This is a genomic window from Planococcus koreensis (assembly GCF_004761975.1).
Lineage (GTDB): Bacteria > Bacillota > Bacilli > Bacillales_A > Planococcaceae > Planococcus > Planococcus koreensis.
Genome location: NZ_RQII01000030.1, coordinates 46,323 through 66,032, shown reverse-complemented (window position 1 = coordinate 66,032; position 19,710 = coordinate 46,323). Strand labels below are relative to the sequence as shown.

Sequence of the window (19,710 nt, the reverse complement as noted above, 5' to 3'; positions counted from 1 at the left end):
TTTTTTATTCAGCTCATAATATACTTCCGTCAGGCGGTCAGCTGTCAGCGCTTCGCCTTCCTGGTCCATTTTATGGATCAAATGCTCGAACTCCGCAAACATCGTTTGGCGGAATACAGTTCCCCGGAAGCCGTCAAGCCAGTGGTTAAGAAGATAAATGCGCTCTTGGTCGTCTTCTGTCGTTTTCACCAAGTAATCGTTAAGCAGTGCTTCATTTGTCGTTGAAGCCACTTCTGCAACAAATATTGAATAATCACCGTAGACATACGGCTGTGCTGCACGCGTGTAATAGCTGTGGACACTGTGTCCGAATTCATGCGCAAGCGTAAACAAATTGTCTACGTTATCCTGCCAATTCATAAGGATATAAGGGTTCGTGCCATAAGCTCCAGAGGAGTAGGCACCGCTGCGCTTCCCTTTGTTCTCTTTGACGTCCACCCACCGGCTGTTGATGCCTTTTTCAACAATGCCTGTATATTCCTCGCCTAGTGCTTCAAGGCCTTTAAGCATTGTTTCTGTCGCTTTTTCGTAAGGGAACTCCATTTTCACTTCTTTGACCAGCGGTGTGTACATATCCCACATATGGACTTTATCCAATCCCAGTACTTCTTTGCGCAAAGCGGCATAACGATGAAGCAGGTGGAGATTGTTGTTGACCGTTTCCACCAGGCTATCATATACGCTTTCCGGTATGTGGTCGTCCGCCAATGCTGCTTCACGTGCGGATTTGAATTTGCGGATCCGTGCATTGACGTTGTCGCGTTTGATGTTTCCGGCAAGTGTCGATGCAAATGTATTGCGGAATTTGCCGTATGTGGCGTATACCGCTTTGAACGCATCTTCCCTTACCCGGCGATCCGGATTTTCCAAAAAGCGGCTGTAATTGCCATGGGTGATGCGGACTTTTTCGCCTTTTTCATTTTCGATTTCCGGAAATTCCAAATCGGCGTTGTTCAGCATGCCGAACGTTTCAGAAGAAGCACTGACCACTTCAGACAATTGAGCAAGCAAAGCTTCCTGTTCAGCAGGCAGCACATGCGGCCGATGGGCATTCAACTCATCGAGTGCATGCTTGTAAAGTTTTAGTCCATCATGTTCTTCCACATAGCCGGCCAACACAGCTTCATCGAGGCTGAGGATTTCCGGTGTTAAGAATGACAGTCCAGTCGAAACTTTTGCGTAAAGTGATTTGATGCGGCTATCCATCGCTTGGTATGTAGAATTCGTTGTGTCTTGGTCATAACGCATATGAGCATACGTGTATAACTTTTGTAGACGTTGAATCAATTCATCTTTATAGGTAAATGCTTGATAGAGAGCTTCCGCCCCTTCACCTAAAGTGCCTTGGAAAGATGACGATTTCTCTGCGAGTTTAGCCACTTCTTTGAATTCCTGTTCCCAAGCTTCATCGGCAGCGAAAATGTCTTCCAATTTCCATGTTAATTCTGCAGGAACTTCTTCCCGCAACAATAATGTATCAGCCATTTCCTTTTCCTCCTTTGTCCTACTTATTAAGAAGTCGAACTACACTCCATTTTCTCAATTTTCAACCGTTTTTGCAATAGTGAGCATATAATAGCTCCAGTAATTTGCCATTCTCCGGCTCTGCTGCCTTTGTCTTCTTGTAAATGCAAGCATAGTCTTCCAGCAGACCCAGCGCCTCTTCATATAAGGTTCCAGTTGAGAGCTTGAGGATTCCATTGTCAATGAGTGTTGCAAGAGGCACTCCATTGCGAAGGGCTTTGATGACGAGCATTTGCCAGATTACGGGCCGCTCATCGAAATGTCTTGCTGCGCCAAAAGGAACGCCGATGATTGCCGGGAGCTCAAGCCGATTAAGTTTCAACTCGTATGACAAGAGCCAAAAAGGATTTTGATGCCTCAGTTTTGCGTATTGCTGTGAACGGACGAAAGCATCCCGCCGCGCCATCGATAGCTGAAAAACCTCTTTAAACTCTTCAAATACCAGTTTTTTCGGAATTGCAAACGGGTATTGCTGAGACCTTGCAGGCAGTGACTTCAGTTTGGCAACCCAATGGTTTCCGCCCATCCAAAAGAGACTGGAAGCGTATGTGAAAACGTTTGTTTCTGGACAAAAGAACAAGACATAGTCGATTCCGTTTGTGCGCCTGGCCATCGCCCATTCAAATTGCTTGAGTCTGATCAGTTGAATACCGTCACGCTGCTGGAAACGTGCACTTAAAATCCACTGGGACTCAATGGCAATGGACCGGTAACCTTCCGTCCTTGATCTTATCTCGCTGGCAGATATGGCGCTGCACTGAAATTCTATGGCCATATTTTGATTAACAAACAGATCTGCCCGCTGCTTAATGGCTGGCAGATATTTTTCGAGTTCAGTGGAGTAGTTTAAACGTGAGAAGAATTCTTGAAGCTGCAATTTGCCGTGCAAATGCAAAGAGGTTTCGGGTTCACTGGAGGCATCGCAATCAGCAAGAGAACGATGTGCGAAATGGGGGATTTTCACTTCACCTGCTTTCAGTACTAGATCAGCACCGCAGCCAGGACAATAATAGGGCTCCTTTTTAAGAGCAGATAACTCTTCAGGGCTAAACTTTCGGACCAATGAAACCAATTTATTGAAGCTGCTCAACGCGATTAATATGGCGCTCACTCTCCTTTTGTTGATTGTAGTCAAACAATGGAGCATAAGCAATATCTTCTTTATATAGAATCAAACTAGATCACTTCGCTTGAAGCAAAAAAAAAAAAGATCTCCTCAAGAGGAGATCTTTAGCCGAAATAATGCAGAACGTTTGGCAATGCATCTTCTTTAAAAATCGGTTTTCCGTATTCTTCCAAACGATGGATAGTTAACGGAGATGCCGTCAAATATTCACTAATAATGCTGATATAATTTTTGACATCTTCTTCGCTATGAAGCAAATCATCAAAACTTATATAAAGATAATACTTGTTCTCGAAATGGTAAATAGCAGATTCAATCGGCACGTATTCAAGTCGGCGTGCTAAGGGCACTAAATCCTCTACTTGCACTACATTGAATGTGTAATCCATTTTCTTGACATCCGGCTCTTCGAATACAGGTTCAAACTCATCGAATTCCGGTGCAGCAGCATCTTCACTGCCGAATAGTTTACGTCTTTCTTCTATATCATCAGGCAGATCGAGCTTCTGGCCATCTTTTGTAAGCTGAGCTCGCGTGACTGTCACTTCCAACCCTTTATCCATCGCTTGCACTTGGATCCATAATGGGCCTTCCATAACAAAATCTGCTTCTTCATTAACTTCGTCCATCATTTCCCAAAAAAGCTCTTCGCTTTTATCTCGGTTAAACCAAATTTCATCACGGCTAAAACCTCGTTCTTCAACATCTAGATAGGAAATGTAAAATTTTACTGTGTTGTCATTAATTCTTTCGATCTCCATTTTACACCTCTCCTTTCGAAATGGACTAAGAGGATCGTCCTTATAGGCCGTGCAGTTGTGCTAGCCCCATTATAGCCTTTTTCCTGGCGAATGAGAAAACTTATGCCTGTAAATAGGTTCTTCAGGTACATAAGAGTTTAGTCGATTCAATCTCCAAATGCAACTAGTTGAGAAGGGTTGAAATATAAAGAAAACTGCCCGGGATCCATTATGAATTGTCATAAAGACCGGGCAGCAAGTTAAATCATGTTCAGTTCACCATACGCTGAGCTTCGAGCAATTGGTACGCTCTGACTTTACGAGGAAGGAATCGACGAATTTCATCTTCATTGTATCCGACCTGTAAGCGTTTTTCATCCATGATAATCGGACGGCGAAGCAAACCAGGATATTCTTGGATCAATTCATACAAGCGCTGAAGAGGAAGGCTTTCGACATCCACATTCAGTTTTTGGAATATTTTAGAACGGGTTGAGATAATTTCATCTGTACCGTCTTCTGTCATTCTAAGAATCTCTTTGATTTCGCTGATTGTCAGCGGCTCAGAGAAGATATTGCGTTCTGTATATGGAATATCGTGTTCTTCCAGCCATGCTTTTGCTTTTCGGCAAGACGTACAGCTTGGAGAAGTAAATAATGTAACCATCATGGTGAAGCACTTCCTTTCGGATTCAAGTTAATTCGATTAATGATTATTAAATTAGAATCACTATAATGTAGAAGCTTTACATTCATTATACAACATTTAGCTTTAAATGGATATACTGTTGTTAAAAAAATATGCTGAAAGCTCATCTTTTGTCACATAATCGCTATATAATATCTTACTTTCATTAACTTATATATAACAATAATTTACCCGCCCTCGTCTACTTTAAACCCGGTTATTAAAAAAAGTATTCTCAATTACAATTGTCCCTTTGAAAACAAGATTTCACTTTTCTTACTCTTATTAATAACGTTTCAGCTAACAAAAAGTTTCAAAAACAAAACCTCCCGTGATAAATCGCGGGAGGTTTCAGAATTTAAGGCGTGTAGTCGACTCCTTGGGAATAAGTATTCCCCGCATTCCATAGCAAAAACTCATTAATGCCATTATCGTTAAGCGCTTTTATCTGCGCTTGTACTTCTGCTTTGCCATACTTCTTGTAGTTTCCTGCACCTAGATAAGATGCTGTGAAATCCTGCAGCCATGGACGCGAAACCGGGGCTGTCTTTAAGCCGGCCAATTTCTTGTTTTCCATTTTTGCGTATTCCGATACCAGTTTATATGGTTCAAGATCCGGTTTCGGAATGCCAAAATATGCTGTCCAGTGGCTAGGGTAGATCATTGAAGAAATGACATCGACATTTTCGGATATTTTTCCGAAGTTCTGGCCAATGCCCGGCGCTTCAGCCAGTGTTGCCGCATAGCCAAAAATATCGACAGAAACCTCTACATCATACGGTTTCAATTGCTCGCGTGCATAAGCCACAAAATCCGTTACGGCGCTTACACGGCTTTGTACAGGGTCTTGGGAAGCATCGGCGTACTCACCCATTGAATAGTCCAATGCATCCGCCCGGTTTTCGAAGCCTTCTGGGAACCGTACATAGTCAAACTGAATTTCTTTAAATCCGAGTTTTGCTGCTTCAATTGCAATTTGCACATTGTAATCCCAGACTTCCTTTAGAAAAGGATTGACAAAAGATTCCTCGCGCCCATTCTTCCACACTGCTCCATTGTCCACAAATGACAAATCCGGGCGCTTTTCGGCAAGAATGGAATCTTTAAAGACCACGACACGCGCAATCGGATAAATTTGTTTTTCTTCAAGCCTCTCAAGCACAGCTCGCGGATCTTTAATAAACGGTTTGCCGATATCCATCGCAGCCAAGTCTGACCCTTTTTCAGGCAGATAAGTTAAATGGCCCAGATCTTCTTTAATATCAATGACCATTGCATTCAATTCTGTCTTATCAACAAAATCGACCAATCTTTCAAAACGTTCACCGCCTGCAGAATTTCCTGTGACAAATATGCCGCGAACAGCATCTGGGTATTCAAAATTCAATCCTGAATCAAATTGATACAATGCGGACGTTGCCAAAAGTTCCATATTTAACTTAGTGCCTTGATAGCTGCGTTCTGTGAACTCTGGTGATACATCGTCTTCAGCAGCCGCCACAGGGGTCCCAAGTGCAGAACTCATCACCAACATGCTAACAATTGCCCATTTCTTTTTAATCATGCTGCACCTGCTTTCTTTCTGTTCTTCTCTAACAATTTTATCATTATTTAGGTAAATAGAAAGAAAAAAACAGCAATACCTGTAAAAGGCATTGCTGTTCAAAAATTTATTATCTGACGGCTACTGACGCTTTCAATGCTTCAAACTCTGAAGTCGAACATTGAACAAAATGGCCAGGCGTAATTTCTCTCATTTGCACATCGTCTTTTTCTGTGTAATTATGCGACGCCGGATCATATGATTTACGGACCCGGTTGCGCTCATAGTTTGGATCCGGCAGCGGAATCGCAGATAATAGCGATTGCGTGTATGGATGCATCGGGTTTTTGTACAGATCTTCTGCTGGCGCCAATTCGACCAGCTTTCCGAAGTACATAACACCGATGCGGTCTGAAATGTATTTAACCATTGAAAGGTCATGCGCGATGAAAAGATAAGTCAAACCCTTTTTCTCCTGCAATTCTTTCAGCAAGTTTACGACCTGTGCTTGAATCGAAACATCCAATGCAGAAATCGGCTCATCAGCAATGATGAAATCCGGATCTACTGCTAGAGCACGCGCGATTCCAAGACGCTGGCGCTGTCCACCTGAGAATTCATGCGGATAGCGGTTAGCATGCTCTTTGTTCAAACCGACTGTTTCCAGTAATTCAAAAACCATCTGCTTGCGTTCCGCACCATTTTTTGCCAAGCCATGGATATCGATGCCTTCAGCAATGATGTCCATAACTTTCATGCGCGGGTTCAACGAAGCATAAGGATCCTGGAAAATCATCTGCATTTTGCGGTTGAATTTCTTTAGATCTTTTTTCGACTTTTTGCCGTGGACGTTTTCACCTTCATAAAATACGTCGCCGGAAGTTGCATCGTATAAACGAATGATCGAACGGCCGGTTGTGGATTTCCCACAGCCCGATTCGCCAACCAAACCTAGTGTTTCGCCTTTATAGATGTCAAAGCTGATATCGTCTACCGCTTTCACTTCGTTGGATTTGCCTACGTTGAAATGCTGTTTCAGGTTTTTGATTTCCAATAACTTTTCAGCCATTATACAGCTCCCCCTTCATAATATCTGCTTCCCGGGAATTTCTTCATCCGTTCGATAACAGATAACGGCGGCTCTACTCTTGGAGCGTCCGGATGCAAGAGCCATGTTGCCGCTTGGTGTGTGTCGCTCACCTTGAAGAATGGAGGATTTTGTTCCATGTCGATTTGCAATGCGTATTCACTGCGAAGCGCAAACGCGTCGCCTTTTGGAGGCGCCAATAAGTCTGGCGGCGTTCCTGGAATTGCATAAAGTTTCGATTCTGCAGTGTCCAATGACGGCATAGAGCTTAGAAGTCCCCATGTATATGGATGCTGTGGATTGTAGAATATTTCATCGACAGTGCCGATTTCAACAATCTTGCCGCCATACATTACCGCAACTCGATCAGCTACGTTTGCGACTACACCAAGATCGTGCGTGATGAAGATAATCGAAGTATCGATTTTTTTCTGCAGATCTTTCATTAACTCCAAAATTTGTGCTTGGATGGTTACATCCAATGCTGTTGTCGGCTCATCCGCAATCAGAATCTGCGGGTTGCAGGCCAAGGAAATCGCAATAACAATCCGCTGGCGCTGTCCGCCTGAGAATTGATGAGGATATTGTTTCATCCGCAGCTCAGGTTTCGGCATGCCCACGAGACGTAAAAGATCGATTGCCACTTTTTTCGCTTCTGATTTGCTGATTTTTTGGTGCTTTAAAATAGGCTCCGTGATTTGGCGGCCGATTGGCATCGTCGGATTCAAAGAAGTCATCGGATCCTGGAAAATCATCGAAATGTCTTTTCCACGGATTTTCTGCATTTCTTTATCGCTAAGTTTCGTCAAGTCACGTCCGTCAAACAAGATTTCGCCGTTTTTGAAAACAGCTGATTGTTCAGGCAACAAGCGCATGATAGATTTTGTCGTTACCGATTTACCGGAACCCGACTCCCCTACAATCGCCAAAGTTTCCCCTTTATATAGATCGAAGTTTACTCCCCGAATCGCTTTTACTTCCCCATTAAAAGTGTTGAAGGAAAGCTCAAGGTCTTTTACTTGTAAAATTTTCTTCATTTTAAACTTTCCTCCTTAATCTTTCATCTTAGGATCCAGCGCATCACGCAAGCCGTCACCGATCAAGTTAAAGCTGATCATGATCAAGCTCAACAAAATTGCTGGGAATGCTAAGATATGCGGCTGGAATTGGAGCAGCTTATAGCCGTCGTTGATTAATGTACCAAGAGACGCATCCGGTGCTTGAAGGCCCAGACCGATAAAGCTTAAGAAAGCTTCGAAGAAGATTGCACTTGGAATCGTAAACATTGTGTTGATGATGACAATACCCAGAACGTTAGGCATCAAATGTTTCCAGATGATACGGGAATCACTTGCCCCTAAAGTACGTGAAGCTAGAACGAATTCCTGGCTCTTATACTTCAAGACCTGCCCACGGACGACTCGTGACATCCCGGTCCAACCGGTTATTGTCAGAGCGATAATAATTGCCACAATCCCGGGATCCATAATCAGAATGAAAAGGATTACAACAACCAAGTTTGGAATACCAGTCAAAATTTCAACAATACGCTGCATGAAATCATCGATGCGGCCGCCGAAATAGCCGGATACTCCTCCGTAGATAACACCGATCAACATATCAATCGCAGCTGCGACAAAGGCGATGAACAAGGAAACTTGCGTCCCTTTCCAAAGGCGTGAGAACATATCTCGGCCAAGGCCGTCAGTGCCGAACCAATAATTGACTTCGACATTTTTCATGTCGTAGATATCAACATCTTTGCCACCCAAATTGCCGTGGCCATCCAGGATGCCCAAATTCTCAATAACCGGAATTTTAGGCGGCAAGTTAGCATGTGTTATGGTTTGCGCGTTTGGTTCGTAAGGGCTGATCATCGGTCCCACGAAAGACATGATGACGATTAATGTGAAAAGGATGATGCTGAATATTGCACCCTTGTTTTTTCGCAGGCGCAGCCATGCATCCTGCCAAAAGCTCATGCTCGGTTTTGATATGCGTTCAGCTTGATTTGCATCAACTGTTATACGCTCAAAAGAGCCTTTCGGCAATTTTTCTAGATTTTGTGTCATTAGTTTTTACCTCCTGAAAGACGGATCCGAGGATCGATGATGCCATATAGAATATCTACTATTAAGATGACGACTATCAAGAACACTGAGAAGAAAATTGTTGTGCCCATAATAATAGAGAAGTCATTGACCATGATGGATTTTACGAATTGCTCGCCAATTCCTGGTATTGCGAAAACCTGTTCCACAACTAGGGAACCAGTTAAAATGCCAACTGCCATTGGTCCAAGAACAGTTACCAACGGAATCAATGCGTTACGGAAAGCGTGTTTGAAAGCGACTTCAAAACCGCTTGAACCTTTTGCTTTTGCAAGAGTAATATAGTCGGAACTTAAAACTTCAATCATTTCTGTACGGATGAAACGCGCTGCAGTCGCTAATGGGAACATCGCCAACGCAATCGATGGCAGGACGCTGGACATAAAACCATCTTTCCAGAGTGCTACAGGGAACCATTCAAGCTTAACGCCTAACCAATATTGGAGCAGCGTTGCAAAAACAAATGATGGTATCGATATTCCGATGATAGCTATCAGTGTACTGGAATAATCAATCCATGTATTTTGCCTCAATGCGGCAACCATGCCGAGGAGCACCCCGATAATTGTGCCTAGAATCATGCCCTGGAAACCAATTTGTGCAGATGGGCCCATGCGGCTCAAAATCAAGTCTGTAACATTAGCGCCTTTGAATTGGTTGATCGAGATTCCAAGGTCACCTTTTAATAAGCCGAACATATAGTCGAAATACTGAACTGGAAGAGGTTCGTTCAAACCATAACGCGCTTCGACAACCGCTCTTTGTTCAGGAGATAGTTTACTTGCGGAAGCAATAGGGGATCCTGGTAAAATTTTCATTAAGAAAAATGTGAATGTAGCAATCAGTGCTAAGGTGATTACCATATAAATCAATCGTTTTCCGATATATCTTGCCATGTTGCACCTCCAAGAAGATTAGATCTATTTTACATGGGCCATGAACATCTCTGCATGGGTGCCATATTCTTTTCGATAGTTAGCTGAAAATGGTCAATTTTCGGTGAATTTTCATACATTAGAAAAGAGAGTATATCGAACACATTTATCCGATATACTCTCTTACTATTTGTTTTTCACAGTGGCCAGTTTACAGAATTATTCTTTGCCTGATACGAATGCCCATTTGTAGCTATAATCTCCACCGAATGGGTGAGAAACGATACCTTGAACATACGGTTTTTGAAGTGACATAACACCACGTTGGTAAATAGGTGCGATAGCAGCGTCATCTTCGATCAAGATTTTCTCAGCTTTAGCCATTGCATCCCAACGACCAGCAAGGTCTTGAGCCAATTCGCCTTTAGCTTGTTCGATCAATTTGTCGAACTCAGGGTTAGAGTAAGACATCAAGTTGTGTGAAGAACCAGTTACGAACAAATCGATGAATGTCATTGGATCCTGGTAATCAGGGCCCCATCCAGAGTTTTGGATATCGTAATCTTGCGCCTCATCAAGTTCTAGACGAACGTTGAATGGTACTGCTTTAAGGTTTACAGTCAAACCTTCAAGATTTTCTTCAAGCTGTGATTTCAAGTACTCATCCATTTTCTTAGCAAGCTCAGAGTCTCCGCCAAGCAATTCAAGAGTTACTTCAGTTTCACCAAGTTCTTCTAAGCCAGTAGCCCAGAATTTTTTAGCTTCTTCAGCATTGAATTCGTTCATGTCGCCGTTTACTTCACGGAAATCCGCGCCGCTCTCGTCGAAAGTGAATTCAGTTGGTACAAGGTAGTTAGCTGGAAGTGATCCGTTTGCTAATACTACGTCAGTTAGATCTTGTTTGTTGAACGCCAAAGAAATTGCACGGCGGATGTTTTCGTTCGCAAGTGGAGTTTTCTCACCATTGCGTTCTTGGTTGAATTTCAAGTAGAAAAGAGTTGGTTCAAGTTCTTTAATAACTTCTTCGTTATCAGCGTATTGCAATGCGTACTCGCCTGAAAGGCCAGCGCGATCTTTTTCGCCTGAAGTGTAAAGGTTAACTGCAGTACCTGGCTCTTTAACTACGTCAACATTGATTTTTTCAAGTTGAACAGTTTCAGCATCCCAGTACTCAGCATTTTTTTCCATTGACCATTTAAGTCCAGTGCCATCCCAGTTAGTCAAGACGAAAGGACCGTTTGAAAGCAAGTTGTCTGAGTTAGACGCATAAGCATCGCCTTTTTCAGTAACGAAAGCTTCGTTTTGCGGGTAGAAAGTTCCGAAAGCCATTAGAGACATGAAGTAAGGAACTGGGCGCTCAAGAGTAACGACAAGAGTTTTCTCGTCAGTAGCTTCGATTCCTAGTTCAGCTTTGTCCATTTTGCCTTCAGAGATTGCTGTAGCGTTTTTGATCGTTCCAGCCATCATGTATGGACCATAAGGTGATCCAGTAGCCGGGTCGATCGCGCGCTGCCATGAGAAAACGAAATCTTGCGCTGTAACTGGCGTACCATTAGACCAATTAGCGTCACGCAATTTGAACGTGTAAGTCAAACCGTCTTCGCTGATTTCTGGTTCGCCTTCAGCTAGAGCTGGTTCAGCAACGTTTTCTTGGTTCAAGCGGAACAAACCTTCGTTAACGTTGTTCAAGATGTTGAATGCTACAGAATCTTCAGCGATAGCTGAGTCCATTGAAGGAATTTCTGCGCCTTCCATCAAGTTAAGTTCTTGCACTGCATCTGGCTCGCCTGCAGGTGCTTCAGTAGATGTTCCATCTTCTTTTTCTTTCTCTGGAGTTTCAGATCCTTCTTCGCTTCCGCCGCCACATGCAGCTAAAAATGCGCTCAGAACTAAAACTAGGCTCATTAGCCAAAATAACTTGCTGTTCTTCACTTACGTGACCCCCTTAAATTTTCTGAAAAATTGGTACACTGTTAATTATACATATTCTTTTTTCCTTGTACAGCGTTTTTTTTAAGCTAATTACAATTAGATGACAGCAAGATGTCAAAGAAATGTCGTGAAGTAGCGTGAATATTGGGTTTGTAAGCGTTTACTAAGGAAAAATTTTTCAGTTTTTTTTGATTTTTTTTTTCTAAATCTTCTACAATATATTAGAACTGAGGTGCAAAAAAATGAAAAAATCCTTTATCGGTATATTAATAATACAAGTTCTGATCGTATTGACCATGACTTTTAGAAGTGATCCATTCTCTCTTTTGTCCTACATTAATACCTCCTTCATCTATGGAGGGGTATTGGTTTTCATCGGCCTCTGGGTTTTTGTGATTAGAACCGGCGTATTCGATATCTTCACGATGAGCATGCGAAAAGTGTTTAAGGGGAAATCGACGCTTGAAGACGATGAGATGAGGCTCCCATCGGAAACGATGGCTTTCTCCAGCTCCCCTTTGCTGATCATCGGCGGTACCACGCTGCTTATTATGGGAATCTGTTTACTGATTTATATGATGTAGATATTGCGCTGAATTTCTTCTTTGGTTTATAATGGATGAATATATGAAGCTGTGATAAAGAGTAGTAGATGGCCTTCCTTCTATAATAGAGAGTCTGTGGCTGGTGGAAACAGATGTCGGAAACCATTGAATGGACTTTTGAGCTGAAACGGTGAAGCAACGTAGCCGTTTCCGTGTTCTTCACGTTATGAAGAAGAGTGGCCGGAAACGGCAACTAGGGTGGTACCGCGGAAAAACACATCATTCGTCCCTTTATGCAGGGATGTGTGCTGTGTTTTTTTATTTTGAGGAGGAATTGTCGATGAAAAAGATTTTTTCAGGCGTACAGCCTACCGGTACAGTGACTTTAGGAAACTATATCGGCGCATTTAAACAATTTACAGAACTTCAGGACGAATACGATTGCATTTTTTGCATCGTCGACCTACATGCGATTACGATGCCGCAGGACAGCAAAGAACTGCGCAAGAACATCAAATCGTTGGCCGCATTGTATCTTGCAGCCGGCATCGATCCCGAAAAAGTCACGCTGTTCATCCAGTCGGAAGTTCCGGCGCACGCCCAGGCGGGTTGGATGATGCAATGCATCTCTACTATCGGAGAGCTTGAACGCATGACACAATACAAAGATAAATCAGCGAAAAACGAATCTGTTTCTTCTGGTTTGCTGACCTATCCCCCATTAATGGCTGCGGACATTCTGCTTTACCAAACGGATATCGTGCCTGTTGGCGACGACCAGAAGCAACATATCGAACTGACTCGCGACTTGGCTGAACGGTTCAATAAACGCTTCAAGAAAGTTTTGACGATTCCAGATATCCGCATTCCAAAAAATGGCGCCCGCATTATGTCCCTGCAAGATCCCGCCAAGAAAATGAGCAAATCGGATCTGAATAAAAAAGCTGTTGTCACTTTGCTGGATGACCTGAAAACAATCGAGAAGAAAATTAAAAGCGCTGTGACCGATTCGGAAGGCATTGTCCGCTTCGATCCAATTAACAAAGCAGGCATTTCCAATTTGCTGACCATCGAAGCCGCTTTAACAGGAGTATCCATTGAATCCCTCGTCGCCAAATACGAAGGCGCAGGTTACGGCGACTTCAAAGCTTCTGTAGCAAAAGCCGTAACAGAACATATCGCGCCGATCCAGGAACGCTACAAAGAGCTTCTCGATTCGGAAGAATTGGATGCAATCCTTGACCGCGGCGCCGAAAAAGCGGCGATGCTTGCAAACCGTACACTAAAAAAAATGGAAGACGCTATGGGCTTAGGCCGTGCAAATAGGTAATTCCTTTCGGAAATAGCATAAAATCATTAATCGAAGCAAAAAAAACATAAAAAAAGACTGCCGCTAGGGCAGTCTTTTTTTATTGGCCATCGTATTTTTTCAAAACGATTGATGCATTGTGTCCGCCAAATCCAAGTGAATTGCTCATTGCGTATTTCAAATCCGCTTTGCGCGCTTCATTTGGCACGTAATCCAAATCACATTCCTCATCCGGCGTACCGTAGTTCGTCGTCGGAGGCATAATGCCTTCTTGCAAAGCAAGTGCAGTGAAAATCGCTTCAATGCCGCCCGCTGCTCCAAGCAAATGGCCCGTCATCGATTTCGTCGAACTCATACCCAGTTTATAAGCGTGCTCGCCAAAAACCGTTTTCACAGCCATTGTTTCGAAAAGATCATTATAAGGTGTGCTTGTACCATGGGCATTGATATATCCAACTTCAGTTGTATCAACGCCGCCATCTGCAAGTGCTTGCGCCATTGCACGCGCTGCCCCTTCTCCGCCAGGTGCCGGAGCTGTGATATGATGTGCATCGCCGGTTGAGCCATAGCCCACTAGTTCTGCATAGATTTTTGCGCCGCGCGCTTTCGCCTGCTCATACTCTTCCAGAATGATGATGCCGGCTCCTTCGCCAATGACGAATCCGTCACGGTTTTTGTCAAATGGCCGTGAAGCTGTGGTTGCGTCCGGGTTAGTTGTCAAAGCGGTGTTCGCTGTAAAGCCCGCTACTGCCAATTGAGTGATCGGTGCTTCCGCTCCACCCGTGATCATTGCGTCTGCATCACCGCGCTGGATGACTTTGAACGCGTCTCCGATGGAATTCGTTCCTGATGCACAAGCGGTTACGGAACAAGAGTTGATCCCTTTCGCGCCAAAATAAATGGAAACTTGCCCTGACGCCATGTCCGGAATGATCATCGGGATTAGGAACGGGCTGATGCGGCGAACGCCTCTCGTGTTCAATACGTCCATCTGGTTTTCAATTGTTTCCATGCCGCCGATTCCTGAACCGATCCACACACCCGTACGCAACGCATTTTCCTCATTCAATTCAAGGCCAGAATCTTTCATCGCCATGATCGAAGCAGCTAACGCATAATGCGTAAAGCGGTCCATTTTGCGGGCTTCTTTCTTTTCAACATATTCTTCTATCGAAAAGTCTTTTACTTCTGCTGCAATTTTTGCCGGATATTTATCCGGGTCCAGCCTAGTCAACGGACCTACGCCCGATTTACCGGCTTTTACCGCTTCCCAAGTCGTCTCTATATCGTTTCCTAAAGGAGTCACTGCTCCGATGCCTGTAATAACTACTCGACGATTTTCCATTCTATTTTATCTTCCCTTCGCTTAACCTTTTATTTGCCCCATCGCATTGCTATCGCGCCCCATGTCAAACCGCCGCCGAAACCGACCATAACGACAACATCGCCATCTTTGATCCGGCCTTCTTCCACATCTTCAACCAAAGAAATTGGAATGGACGCTGCTGACGTATTGCCATATTTGTGGATGGTCTTTGACATTTTTTCAATCGGCAGATCCAGGCGGGTACGTGAAGCTTCCATGATCCGGATATTCGCCTGATGCGGAACAAGGAAATTCACATCTTCCTTTGTCAGTCCTGCTTTTTCAATGACATTGACTGCAGATTCGCCCATTTGGCGTACTGCGAATTTGAATACTTCACGGCCGTTCATCACCAGATGGTCGTTCTCATCTTGGAAAAGATGCTTGCCGCCGGTGCCGTCAGCTCCAAGTTCAAATGACAGGATGCCCCGCCCTTCTGAAACTTTGCCCATGACGACCGCTCCGGCTCCGTCGCCGAACAGCACAGCGGTATTGCGGTTGTCCCAATCGGTGATCTTCGATAGTTTTTCGACGCCGACAACTAGAACATATTTATAAGTGTCAGACTCGATAAACTGCTTTGCTGTGATTGCGCCATACATGAATCCCGCGCAGGCTGCAGAAACGTCCATTGCCGCTGCGTGTTTCGCGCCGATTTCCTGTTGGATCATGCAAGCTACCGATGGGAACGGCTGGTCAGGGGTTACAGTAGCAACCAGAATCATTCCGATTTCAGCTGGATCAATACCCGCGTTCTTAATTGCCTGATTTGCAGCTTCTATTGCCATATGAGATGTATCCTGGTCATCTTTTGCAATTCTGCGCTCTTCGATGCCAGTCATTGTGCGAATCCATTCATCTGATGTATCCATGCGTTTTTCCAAATCCGTATTCGTCAGTATATCTTCTGGCAAACATCTGCCTATGCCGATTATCCCTGCATTCATGATTGGTCCCTCATTTCAATTAACATCAATTATTAGTACCTGGTAATAATAATACGTCATTTCCCCTTTTATTTCAACTCACTGACAAATTTCGGACAAATAATCTTTGAAAATCAGAAACTTTCTTTCTGTCTGCGAACCGGTATGATATGATTAACACAGATATTTCTATGTTGAGGTGAAAATTGATGCAATTTCTAGGTACATTCTTTTGGTCTTTCTTGTTGATTTCGTTATTGAATTACGTAGTAAGCGCAGTGCAGAACGTTCCATTCGACTTTATGGTGGGTGTCTATATTTCTGTAGCTGTATCAGTACTGATATTCGTCCTGTCTTCATTGATCCCGGACGGTCCTGCACCTGAAAAACATTAATAATAATACAAAAAAAGAAGCGTAAACCGGAATTCCGGTTTACGCTTCTTTTTTAATGATGGCCAAACGATTGTCTTGCATCGTCAGCTGCAAAGTGGAGTTCGGTTGGATATCTCCTTTGATCAGCTCACGTGCGATATTGGTTTCGATTTCACGCTGAATAAAGCGTTTCAGCGGACGTGCTCCGAAAACCGGATCAGTTCCCGCTTCAACTACATAGCGAATGACTGATTCATCGACATCCAATGTCAATTGCTGCTGAGCCAAGCGTGCTCCGAGTTCAGCCAGCATTTTCTTGGCAATGCCATAGAAATGGCTATTATCCAAGGCATGGAAAATGACGATGTCATCAATGCGGTTTAAAAGTTCCGGCTTGAAGTGCTTTCGGAGCTCCGCCATGATGATGTCATCCAGCGAATGCTCTTTCGTTTCCTGGCCGATAAACGCCGATCCGATATTCGAAGTCATGATGACTACGGTATTGGAGAAGTTCACGAGCCGCCCTTGGCTGTCCGTGATCCGGCCGTCATCCAGAATCTGAAGCAGGATATTGGCGACATCCGGATGCGCTTTTTCAATTTCATCCAGCAGCACGACCGAATACGGATTGCGCCGCACCGCTTCTGTCAATTGGCCGCCTTCTTCATAGCCGATATATCCAGGAGGTGCTCCAACCAAGCGGGACACACTGTGTTTTTCCATATACTCCGACATATCAATGCGGATGAAATGGTCTTCCGAATCGAATAGGTTGGCAGCTAATGCTTTAGCAAGTTCCGTCTTCCCGACCCCTGTCGGCCCTAGGAAGATGAACGAACCGATCGGCTTTTGCACGTCTTTGATGCCGGCGCGCGCACGCCATACAGCTTCGGTCACCAATTCCACTGCGCGGTCTTGGCCGATGACACGTTCTTTCAATGTATCTCCGAGGCGCAGCAGTTTGTCCCGTTCCCCTTCGACCAATTTCGTCACCGGAATTCCCGTCCAGCGGGCTACGATTCCGGCAATTTCTTCTTCCGTCACTTCTTCCCGCAACAGCCGTTCCGATCCTTCTGCCTCAAGGCCCGCTTCCAAAGCAGACAGTTCTTTCTCAAGTTCTGGAATCTTGCCGTGGCGAAGCACTGCGGCCGCATTCAAATCGTAGCGGTTTTCAGCTTCTTCAAGCTGTCTTCTATATTGGTCCAGCTTCTCGCGTTTTTCCTGGATTTTCTTCAGCGCTTCTTTTTCAGAAGTCCATTGCTGCTTCATGCCAGCGGAAGATTCTTTCAGCTCGGCAATCTGTTTGCGGAGCGTCTCCAGACGCGTTTTGCTTGCCGTGTCTTTTTCTTTCATCAACGCCTGCTCTTCAATTTCAAGCTGCATGAGCTTGCGCGTCACTTCGTCCAGCTCCTGCGGCATTGAATCGATTTCTGTACGGATCATCGCGCAAGCTTCATCGATCAAGTCGATCGCTTTATCCGGCAAAAAACGTTCCGTGATGTAACGGTCCGACATGGCTGCGGCCGCTACAATCGCCCGGTCATGGATGCGCACAGCGTGGTGCAATTCAAATCGTTCTTTCAAGCCGCGCAAAATGGATACGGTATCTTCAACAGACGGTTCGCGCACCATCACTTGCTGGAAGCGCCGTTCGAGTGCCGGATCTTTTTCGATGTGCATGCGGTATTCATCCAGCGTTGTCGCCCCGATGCAATACAACTCACCGCGTGCAAGCATCGGCTTAAGCATATTGCCGGCGTCCATTGCACCTTCCGTTTTGCCGGCGCCGACAATCGTGTGGATTTCATCAATGAACAAAATGATTTGGCCCGCACTGTCCTTCACTTGTTTCAAAACGCTTTTCAAACGTTCTTCGAATTCCCCGCGGTACTTTGCGCCGGCAATCAATGCGCTCATATCCAACTCATAGATGACGCGGTCCTTCAGCCCTTCCGGTACATCATTGCGGACGATGCGCTGTGCCAAGCCTTCGACAATTGCGGTTTTACCGACGCCCGGCTCGCCGATCAACACCGGGTTGTTCTTCGTTTTCCGCGATAAAATTCGGATGACGTTGCGGATTTCCTGGTCCCGGCCAATGACGGGATCCATTTTCCCGGATTTCGCCTGCTCCACCATATTGCGGCCATATTGTTCTAGCGGCGACTGCTGTTCTTGGTTCTGGTTTTGGAATTGGGTCATGCTGCTCACTCCTTTAAAAGTTTGACCTTTCTTGACTAATTCAATTATATGAAATCCGTCCTTTAAAAGCAAACGATTAAGCCATAAAAAAAGCCTTCCGGAAAATAGATTTCCGGAAAGCCCATCCGCTTTAGCGGATGCCTAGCGCCATTTTAGCGTAGCGCGACATATTCTCTTTGCCCCATACCGGCTGCCAGACGATTTTCACATCGACTTCTTCAATTTCAGGCAGTTCGTATAACGCTCTTTTCACCATATCGACAATCTGGGGACCCATCGGGCAACCCATTGAAGTCAATGTCATTGTTACAACAGCAAAACCGTCTTCTGACATATCCACGTCATAGACTAAGCCAAGGTTGACAATATCGACACCCAATTCCGGGTCGATAACTTGTTCCAAAGCGCCCATCATACTGTCTCTCATATCTTGATCCATTTAAAGCCCCTCCTTCTTCTGCTCTTTCTATCTTAACAAAGTTTCCGTGCAATTCAAATTCCCCTGCTTATTGCGCTGCCGTATGCCTCGCCAGCCAGTCAGTCGCCGCCAACATTCCACTCCGGCTGACAGCATGCCCTGCTTCTTTGTCCCGCATAAAATAGAGGCGTTCAGGAACTTCCGCATAATCTTCCGTTAATGCTTTGTAAAAGCTGAATATCGGTGAAAATGGCACGGTAGTGTCTTGTTCGCCATGCCAGAAAAACACTGGACGGCTATTGAAAATCGATTTGTTCTTTGTCGCATCGAAATGCTCGAGCGTTTGCAGCATTTTGTTCCGCTCTTCCTGTGTAATGGGCAGCTTGAATCCTTTTGATTCAAATTGCTGCATCTGCGCTTTCGCCAATTGGACATAGTTAGCGGCCCCCATCATGACAGCAGAAGTTTTAATCCAAGGATAAACGGTAAGTGCACCAAGTGTCGTGATGCCTCCCATGGAAGTTCCACCGACGCCAATCTCGCCCGCGGCCAATTGCTTTCTATGTAATTCATTGTTCAAAATCTCCAGTTCTTCGATCGACGTCAGCACCACTTCCCAAAAACGCAGGCTCATCTGAATCCCATCGAGCCCTTCTTCCCGTTCACCGTGGAGATGTGCATCCGGCAAAAGCACACGGAGGCCTTTTTCAGCCAATTGATAGGCATAATGCAGATTGTGCTCTTTAGCGCTCATATGCCCGTGAAAAAATACCACGGTTGGCAGCCGTTCGTCGATTTTGTCATCCGGCACCACATGCAGCAGTGGTATGCCTTTCCAATTTTCTCTCTCTACTCGCATCGATCTCACTTCCTTCTATTTAATCCTATCAATGTTCCGAAACACCGGCAAGCATTCCGCAGCCGCCTAAAAATTTTCCAGAAAC

At 44.7% G+C, this 19,710-nt stretch carries 18 protein-coding genes and 1 other annotated feature; of the genes, 3 read left to right on the top strand and 15 right to left on the bottom strand.

The window, feature by feature from the left end; genetic code table 11:
• The 10 genes from pepF to EGV91_RS07770 all read right to left on the bottom strand — a co-directional run.
• Window positions 1–1,485 (bottom strand): oligoendopeptidase F (pepF, locus tag EGV91_RS07815; RefSeq protein WP_135502376.1); only part of this gene is annotated, 1,485 nt, incomplete at its 3' end.
• 61 nt (window positions 1,486–1,546) lie between these two features.
• Window positions 1,547–2,635 (bottom strand): competence protein CoiA, encoded by a 1,089-nt coding sequence (locus tag EGV91_RS07810; RefSeq protein WP_158290587.1) that lies wholly within the window; start codon window positions 2,633–2,635, stop codon window positions 1,547–1,549.
• 119 nt (window positions 2,636–2,754) lie between these two features.
• A complete protein-coding gene (gene mecA, locus EGV91_RS07805) occupies window positions 2,755–3,411 on the bottom strand; it encodes an adaptor protein MecA (RefSeq protein ID WP_135502372.1) in 657 nt (218 codons plus the stop codon).
• A 250-nt stretch (window positions 3,412–3,661) separates the two neighbouring features.
• A complete protein-coding gene (spxA, locus tag EGV91_RS07800; RefSeq protein ID WP_175580282.1) occupies window positions 3,662–4,057 on the bottom strand; it encodes a transcriptional regulator SpxA in 396 nt (131 codons plus the stop codon).
• A 379-nt stretch (window positions 4,058–4,436) separates the two neighbouring features.
• On the bottom strand, window positions 4,437–5,642 hold the full coding sequence (locus EGV91_RS07795) for a putative glycoside hydrolase (RefSeq protein ID WP_135502368.1): 1,206 nt from the start codon (window positions 5,640–5,642) through the stop codon (window positions 4,437–4,439).
• A gap of 109 nt (window positions 5,643–5,751) precedes the next feature.
• The gene (locus EGV91_RS07790) at window positions 5,752–6,690 is read right to left on the bottom strand and encodes an ABC transporter ATP-binding protein (protein WP_135502366.1); all 939 of its coding nucleotides are present in this window, start codon (window positions 6,688–6,690) and stop codon (window positions 5,752–5,754) included.
• Window positions 6,690–7,745, bottom strand: coding sequence for an ABC transporter ATP-binding protein (locus EGV91_RS07785; protein ID WP_135502364.1), 1,056 nt, complete (start codon window positions 7,743–7,745; stop codon window positions 6,690–6,692). Before EGV91_RS07785 ends, EGV91_RS07790 begins: the two co-directional genes overlap by 1 nt.
• Window positions 7,746–7,760: 15 nt before the next feature.
• Window positions 7,761–8,780, bottom strand: coding sequence for an oligopeptide ABC transporter permease (gene opp3C / locus EGV91_RS07780; RefSeq protein ID WP_135502362.1), 1,020 nt, complete (start codon window positions 8,778–8,780; stop codon window positions 7,761–7,763).
• Complete coding sequence (opp3b, locus tag EGV91_RS07775) at window positions 8,780–9,715, bottom strand: oligopeptide ABC transporter permease (RefSeq protein WP_135502360.1); 936 nt, start codon at window positions 9,713–9,715, stop codon at window positions 8,780–8,782. Before opp3b ends, opp3C begins: the two co-directional genes overlap by 1 nt.
• A 198-nt stretch (window positions 9,716–9,913) precedes the next feature.
• The gene (locus EGV91_RS07770) at window positions 9,914–11,626 is read right to left on the bottom strand and encodes a peptide ABC transporter substrate-binding protein (RefSeq protein ID WP_135502358.1); all 1,713 of its coding nucleotides are present in this window, start codon (window positions 11,624–11,626) and stop codon (window positions 9,914–9,916) included.
• A gap of 242 nt (window positions 11,627–11,868) precedes the next feature.
• Here EGV91_RS07770 and EGV91_RS17365 point away from each other — a divergent pair, with 242 nt between their 5' ends.
• The gene (locus EGV91_RS17365; protein WP_135502356.1) at window positions 11,869–12,210 is read left to right on the top strand and encodes a DUF3899 domain-containing protein; all 342 of its coding nucleotides are present in this window, start codon (window positions 11,869–11,871) and stop codon (window positions 12,208–12,210) included.
• Between the two features lie 42 nt (window positions 12,211–12,252).
• Window positions 12,253–12,465 (top strand) — a binding site (T-box leader).
• A 46-nt stretch (window positions 12,466–12,511) separates the two neighbouring features.
• A complete protein-coding gene (gene trpS / locus EGV91_RS07760) occupies window positions 12,512–13,501 on the top strand; it encodes a tryptophan--tRNA ligase (RefSeq protein WP_135502354.1) in 990 nt (329 codons plus the stop codon).
• A 79-nt stretch (window positions 13,502–13,580) separates the two neighbouring features.
• Here trpS and fabF read toward each other — a convergent pair whose 3' ends face one another.
• Window positions 13,581–14,825, bottom strand: coding sequence for a beta-ketoacyl-ACP synthase II (gene fabF / locus EGV91_RS07755; protein ID WP_135502352.1), 1,245 nt, complete (start codon window positions 14,823–14,825; stop codon window positions 13,581–13,583).
• Between the two features lie 29 nt (window positions 14,826–14,854).
• The gene (locus tag EGV91_RS07750; protein WP_135502350.1) at window positions 14,855–15,793 is read right to left on the bottom strand and encodes a beta-ketoacyl-ACP synthase III; all 939 of its coding nucleotides are present in this window, start codon (window positions 15,791–15,793) and stop codon (window positions 14,855–14,857) included.
• Between the two features lie 188 nt (window positions 15,794–15,981).
• Here EGV91_RS07750 and EGV91_RS07745 point away from each other — a divergent pair, with 188 nt between their 5' ends.
• A complete protein-coding gene (locus tag EGV91_RS07745; protein WP_135502348.1) occupies window positions 15,982–16,167 on the top strand; it encodes a YjzD family protein in 186 nt (61 codons plus the stop codon).
• Between the two features lie 39 nt (window positions 16,168–16,206).
• Here the strand turns inward: EGV91_RS07745 and EGV91_RS07740 are convergent, their stop codons facing one another.
• The 3 genes from EGV91_RS07740 to EGV91_RS07730 all read right to left on the bottom strand — a co-directional run bounded on the left by EGV91_RS07740 (window position 16,207) and on the right by EGV91_RS07730 (window position 19,625).
• Window positions 16,207–18,348, bottom strand: a complete 2,142-nt coding sequence (locus EGV91_RS07740) for an ATP-dependent Clp protease ATP-binding subunit (protein WP_135502346.1) — start codon at window positions 18,346–18,348, stop codon at window positions 16,207–16,209.
• Window positions 18,349–18,478: 130 nt separating this feature from the next.
• Window positions 18,479–18,787, bottom strand: a complete 309-nt coding sequence (locus tag EGV91_RS07735; protein ID WP_135502344.1) for a metal-sulfur cluster assembly factor — start codon at window positions 18,785–18,787, stop codon at window positions 18,479–18,481.
• 67 nt (window positions 18,788–18,854) lie between these two features.
• Window positions 18,855–19,625 carry a prolyl oligopeptidase family serine peptidase gene (locus tag EGV91_RS07730; RefSeq protein ID WP_135502342.1) on the bottom strand — a complete coding sequence of 257 codons (771 nt, stop codon included), beginning with the start codon at window positions 19,623–19,625 and terminating at the stop codon, window positions 18,855–18,857.
• Between the last annotated feature and the right edge of the window lie 85 nt (window positions 19,626–19,710).

Excerpts from the sequence above, each read along its gene's own strand:
- mecA (WP_135502372.1), bottom strand. The coding sequence starts at position 3,411 with ATGGAGATCGAAAGAATTAATGACAACACAGTAAAATTTTACATTTCC.
- spxA (WP_175580282.1), bottom strand. The coding sequence starts at position 4,057 with ATGGTTACATTATTTACTTCTCCAAGCTGTACGTCTTGCCGAAAAGCA.
- EGV91_RS07795 (WP_135502368.1), bottom strand. The coding sequence starts at position 5,642 with ATGATTAAAAAGAAATGGGCAATTGTTAGCATGTTGGTGATGAGTTCT.
- EGV91_RS07790 (WP_135502366.1), bottom strand. The coding sequence starts at position 6,690 with ATGGCTGAAAAGTTATTGGAAATCAAAAACCTGAAACAGCATTTCAAC.
- EGV91_RS07785 (WP_135502364.1), bottom strand. The coding sequence starts at position 7,745 with ATGAAGAAAATTTTACAAGTAAAAGACCTTGAGCTTTCCTTCAACACT.
- opp3C (WP_135502362.1), bottom strand. The coding sequence starts at position 8,780 with ATGACACAAAATCTAGAAAAATTGCCGAAAGGCTCTTTTGAGCGTATA.
- opp3b (WP_135502360.1), bottom strand. The coding sequence starts at position 9,715 with ATGGCAAGATATATCGGAAAACGATTGATTTATATGGTAATCACCTTA.
- EGV91_RS17365 (WP_135502356.1), top strand. The coding sequence starts at position 11,869 with ATGAAAAAATCCTTTATCGGTATATTAATAATACAAGTTCTGATCGTA.
- trpS (WP_135502354.1), top strand. The coding sequence starts at position 12,512 with ATGAAAAAGATTTTTTCAGGCGTACAGCCTACCGGTACAGTGACTTTA.
- fabF (WP_135502352.1), bottom strand. The coding sequence starts at position 14,825 with ATGGAAAATCGTCGAGTAGTTATTACAGGCATCGGAGCAGTGACTCCT.
- EGV91_RS07750 (WP_135502350.1), bottom strand. The coding sequence starts at position 15,793 with ATGAATGCAGGGATAATCGGCATAGGCAGATGTTTGCCAGAAGATATA.
- EGV91_RS07745 (WP_135502348.1), top strand. The coding sequence starts at position 15,982 with ATGCAATTTCTAGGTACATTCTTTTGGTCTTTCTTGTTGATTTCGTTA.
- EGV91_RS07740 (WP_135502346.1), bottom strand. The coding sequence starts at position 18,348 with ATGACCCAATTCCAAAACCAGAACCAAGAACAGCAGTCGCCGCTAGAA.
- EGV91_RS07735 (WP_135502344.1), bottom strand. The coding sequence starts at position 18,787 with ATGGATCAAGATATGAGAGACAGTATGATGGGCGCTTTGGAACAAGTT.
- EGV91_RS07730 (WP_135502342.1), bottom strand. The coding sequence starts at position 19,625 with ATGCGAGTAGAGAGAGAAAATTGGAAAGGCATACCACTGCTGCATGTG.